Below are 4,660 nucleotides of genomic sequence, written 5' to 3'. Positions count from 1 at the left end.
AGAAAAAAAAGTGCTTTACCACCACCTTTAGTTAACCTAAAACACCTCCTAGCAAAGGGATTAGCTGCGACTGCATCTTTATTTTCACCTGTTATAGTTGCATATCGGTGGGTTGATAAAGCTAGTAACATTCTCAATAATAAAATAGGTCTTGATGCTGCTGGAGTTAAACAAAGTTATCAAGAAGTATTAACAGAAATATCCTCTCAATTGCAGAAAGCTGGTACACTCAATACCGCAATTGATAACTTTATAAAAACCACCCATAACTACTGGTCTGGACTTTTACATTGTTACGAAATTGAAGATTTTCCCCGAACTAATAATGACTTAGAACGGACTAACCAGTATGCAAGATGGACTGCTGTTGTTGATTTTCCACAACCACCCTTTCTGTTGAAAATACCAATCAACATTGATTCTGCCTAATATTTTTCATTGGATTAAAAATCAACCAAATTCGCAGCAATATTATTGGCATCGCTTGATAGATGCTTGGAAGTATGGTTCTGGTGCTGATTACTTTGATGAATTTCAGCGATAGTAGGCTATGTGTAACAAAGTAAAACCCAACAATCATATTAGTTTACGCTCTTTCGGGTGGAGATGACTAATTCTGTCTTTTGATAAATGATGTATCTGCAAAAAGGAATAGCAAAGATTTCTCAGACTTGAGTAATCTAGGGCTAGGGCGTATTTCAAACTATAACCACAACCGAATGAAAGTGATTGTAATCACTGAGACTACAAGCCCAATAGCTACAGAGACTGGGTTTGCAGCCAGAAATCGGTTAAGTCCATTTTTTCGAGTCCCAGAGGAATGAAAAATGAGTTTAGAAACTTACCAGAAGGAAGTAGAACACCTGGGAGAATCGCAGGGTGTTAAAGACCACGACCATGATATGGTTCACGATCTGAGTCGAAGACTGGATGCCCTATGGCGTTACGATCAATATATTGTTAATGCTGAGGGGTTTGATTCAGTACAAGCCTTTTGGAGCAAGGTTAAGGAACAAGAGAAACAAAACATAGTGGAGTTAAAGAAACTTCTCTCAGAACATATTAGGCTTGGTGATTTCTAAAGATGTTTTGGAGAAGCCTCAGTCAAGCTTTTTCAAAAGGTCGAAGGCAAAAACGAATCTACTCAAAAAAGGCGATCGCGTCGTTGTAAACTAACTACAATTATCAGGTAAATAGACCTCAGTCATCGGGGCGAACGGCTGTTCGCCCTTAAAAACAGTATTGCAGGAGTGGTTAGGAATAAAACTGTCGAAATTTTTGGACAAGATTCAAAAATTTTAATTAACACTCAAAATATTTAAGCTCGCCGGAGAAAAAATGGAAACTACAGTAAAGGATGGAGTCTTCATTCACATTAGTCGAGGAGCAGAAGATCCCCACAGGGTATTGATGGCATTGACCCTAGCTGAGAAAATGGCCGAGGATAAAGATGTCCTAGTATTCTTTGATATCCAAAGTGTAGAAGTTCCTCTTAAGAAAGGGAAAACGATTGAATTTAGGGAGTTTGAATCAGCACAAACCCTCTTACCCAAACTGATTAAAAAAGGTGTATCGATATGCGTTTGTCCCATGTGTTTAAAAGCCGCTAACCACCAACCAGAAGATTTGATTGAGGGTGTACAACTAGCTGAAAAAGAAGCTTTCTTTAATTTCACTCAAGGACGCATTTTGTCTTTAGACTATTAATTAAAGTGCCTGTTTGATTCATCTCAAAAAGATAAAAAATGATGTAACTTTCATCGATAAAATTATTTTACGCAAGCGTATCGTGATTGAGTTGGTGAGGCAGTGCGGTCATGGATAATCATGACCGCACTGCCATTAGCGACGCTTTTGAGCGTCACCCTAAAAGTTAATAAATACTAGAAAAACCTATGTCAAATTAAATATTATCATCATTGTAGGGCGTTCAACTGCACCAATAATTAAAGGTATTGATTGGATTTTTGGTGTGACTAAAAATTTGAGCAACTTGTTAGCAAATCATATATTTTGCATACCGCTAAAAACCAGCTTTGATATCTGCTATTGCGTTCTGTGTCATCGCTGCAATTATTCGCTCTGTTGTTTTAGGTAAGTGATAATATTTACCTCCTGCCCGTTGTGCTATCTCCTTGGGCAACCCACTAGAAATAAACTTATTTCCTGTATCAATTACCAATATCTGTATTCCTAATGTCCGAATTTTGACAGCAATATCTAGCACTTCCCCTTTAATATCTGGTTTCTCTTCGTCCAAAAACGGTTGACCAAGGGAGCGCGACAGGGGAATATTCGCCCCACCATCGGTAATCAGTACAATGACAACTTGACCAATATCTTTGGATTGCATGGCATTTAAACCGACTCGCACTGCCTGAGCCAGACCGTGAGCCAGGGGTGTACCTCCACCACAGGGTAGGCGGTCTAGACGTTTATGAGATGTGGTAATTGAGCGCGTAGGAGGCAATAACACCTCTGCACGCTCACCCCGGACGGGAATTAAGGCAATTTGGTCGCGGCTGCGGTATGCTTGCGCTAGTAATTGTAAAGCTGCACCTTTGGCTGATTGCATTCGATTCAAGGCCATTGAGCCAGAAGCATCAACGACAAAAATAACCAATGCTCCGGCTTTGCGGGCTAATCGCTTCACCCGGATATCGTCATCTTCAATAATCACCCGACGACCTGGCTGACGTTGGTGACGTATCTTTTGGTGGGGAGCAGCAGCTCGCAAGGTGGCATCTATAGCAATCCGTTGAATTTTTCCTTTGGGAAACATCGGCTTGACATAGCGTCCTCGGTCTTGGGAAAAAATCAGCCCACGTCCCCCTGCTTTACCCCGTCTGCCGTGGGCGATTTTAGCAAAGTAAAGTACCGCCGGGTCAAGGATAACTCCTTCTGGGGTAAAGACAAATTCTTCAGGGATACTCCGTGTTTCCTGTTCGGTTTCCTCTTGAGTTTCGGTGTCTGTTTGCTCCGGTTGTTCTGGTTGCGGTTGGGGTGGTGCTGGCGGTGGTGGCTGTTCTCTTGTCACCTCAATTACTGTTGCTCTTGGTACAATCACTAACTCCACTGCATGGCGCAAATCTTCAGCATTCACTTCTAACCGCCCATTCAAAGCCGCGCTAGCTTTCGCAACTCGCATTGCAAACAATTCGGCGCGATGTCCCTGCACCTGACCGCGAATAGCTTCGTTGACTAAATAGGCAATTTGTTCGCGTTTAATTTGCACATCTTTTAGTAATGCTCGCGCTAGAATAATTTGGGTTTTTAGGTCTATGATGTCTTCGGCATATTGCTGGAGAAATTTTGGCGGAGATTCTGCGTAACTGACAACTTGCTCCACAGCTTTGACACGTTCATCTATACTTAACACCTCATCAGCAGAAAGCGCGATCGCAATTCTATCTAATAAATGTTCTCGCAGTTTACCTTCTTCTGGGTTATAGGTGGCAATAAATAACGGTTTGCAGGGATGTTGAAAACTAATGCCCTCCCGCTCAATTTGGTTACGCCCCTCAGCTAAAATAGCCAAGAGCGGATTAGCAATATGTTCCTCCAGCAAATTAATCTCATCCACATACAAAATTCCCCGGTGTGCCTGTGCTAGCAATCCTGGTTGAAATACCGTCTCTCCCTGCTTGATTGACTGACTCACATCCACCGACCCCAACAATCTATCTTCAGTCACACCCAGGGGAACTTGCACAAAAGGAACGGGAATTACTTCTGTTGGCAGTAGGGAGAAATTAGTTTGTCCATCCTTCTGCTTCCTGCTTCTTCTAACTGTTTCATCATCCCACTCATCTGGTTTATCGGGGTCACAGTTGCAGCAAGAACCCTGGACTACTTCGATAGGGGGAAGCAACGCATGGAGAGCGCGAGCCATAACTGATTTAGCTGTACCACGACGACCGGAAATAACCACCCCTCCCAAATCAGGGTCTACTGCTACGATTAATAACGCTAATTTAATCGCCTGATGACCAACTATAGCTATCAAGGGAAAGGTGGGAATTACAGATGAGTAACTCGATAAATTCATGGGGTGATAGCATTGAATATTTGCTGTAAATTGGCAATTTTAGATGGTATTCTTGTTTGATCAGACATAAACATTTATCTGTTCTGGATGATTGAACCAGCTATTTTCTACAGCTAATATTGCTAGGTTAGTCCAAATCAAAACATTTTTGTGTTGTCTATTTTGATAGCTATACTTTAGCTCTCACAGGAACAGATAAAACTCACTCTTTAGACAGCACTTTATTATTTGAGTTTAATTATCTCGCTTCTTCTTAGCGTGGAAGTAACAAAGATGTAACTGTGGAATTACTTAGAATGGTTATAAAATCACAAGCGTTTATCAATTTTTGATTGGCAATGGACGCATCAACGCATTGCGCCTCATTAGTTCACTCGCTGACATCCCCGTATCAAGTGATTTTATTCGCAGTAAGTCCAGTTCGATGTCGCTTAAGCGAACTAGGAAAATATGCTTTTGGACTAGAGCTTTTGACTGCTTGCGATTCGCCATAACTTAGGGGGAATGAGGACATCACGCGAGGGGGGTTTTTAGGGGGGTGAAACCCCACTAAACCAGCTTTGCCGTCCGAGCGGAGCGAGGTAAAGCGTAAGCTTTAAGGCATGGCTGGCT

At 42.0% G+C, this 4,660-nt stretch carries 5 protein-coding genes; 3 read left to right on the top strand and 2 right to left on the bottom strand.

Annotated elements, in window-relative coordinates:
* Positions 1-293: 293 nt before the first annotated feature.
* A complete protein-coding gene (locus tag ACWATR_RS38615) occupies positions 294-416 on the bottom strand; it encodes a nucleotide-binding protein (RefSeq protein ID WP_460343577.1) in 123 nt (40 codons plus the stop codon).
* Between ACWATR_RS38615 and ACWATR_RS38610 the strand changes: the two genes are divergently transcribed.
* The 3 genes from ACWATR_RS38610 to ACWATR_RS38600 all read left to right on the top strand — a co-directional run bounded on the left by ACWATR_RS38610 (position 416) and on the right by ACWATR_RS38600 (position 1,707).
* Entirely contained in the window at positions 416-544 is a 129-nt protein-coding gene (locus tag ACWATR_RS38610) for a hypothetical protein (RefSeq protein ID WP_460343660.1), read from the top strand. The two genes, ACWATR_RS38615 and ACWATR_RS38610, sit on opposite strands and share 1 nt — an antisense overlap.
* Positions 545-827: 283 nt before the next feature.
* Positions 828-1,082, top strand: coding sequence for a hypothetical protein (locus tag ACWATR_RS38605; protein ID WP_460343580.1), 255 nt, complete (start codon positions 828-830; stop codon positions 1,080-1,082).
* A gap of 256 nt (positions 1,083-1,338) precedes the next feature.
* Positions 1,339-1,707 (top strand): DsrE family protein, encoded by a 369-nt coding sequence (locus ACWATR_RS38600; RefSeq protein ID WP_460343583.1) that lies wholly within the window; start codon positions 1,339-1,341, stop codon positions 1,705-1,707.
* Between the two features lie 316 nt (positions 1,708-2,023).
* Here the strand turns inward: ACWATR_RS38600 and bchD are convergent, their stop codons facing one another.
* Positions 2,024-4,048 carry a magnesium chelatase ATPase subunit D gene (gene bchD, locus ACWATR_RS38595; protein WP_460343586.1) on the bottom strand — a complete coding sequence of 675 codons (2,025 nt, stop codon included), beginning with the start codon at positions 4,046-4,048 and terminating at the stop codon, positions 2,024-2,026.
* Between the last annotated feature and the right edge of the window lie 612 nt (positions 4,049-4,660).

The organism is Nostoc sp. UIC 10890, from assembly GCF_054786515.1.
Note: the sequence above shows the minus strand (reverse complement) of the source record. Positions and strands in the feature narration are given on the sequence as shown.

Excerpts from the sequence above, each read along its gene's own strand:
- ACWATR_RS38615 (WP_460343577.1), bottom strand. The coding sequence starts at position 416 with ATGTTGATTGGTATTTTCAACAGAAAGGGTGGTTGTGGAAAATCAACA.
- ACWATR_RS38600 (WP_460343583.1), top strand. The coding sequence starts at position 1,339 with ATGGAAACTACAGTAAAGGATGGAGTCTTCATTCACATTAGTCGAGGA.
- bchD (WP_460343586.1), bottom strand. The coding sequence starts at position 4,048 with ATGAATTTATCGAGTTACTCATCTGTAATTCCCACCTTTCCCTTGATA.
- ACWATR_RS38605 (WP_460343580.1), top strand. The coding sequence starts at position 828 with ATGAGTTTAGAAACTTACCAGAAGGAAGTAGAACACCTGGGAGAATCG.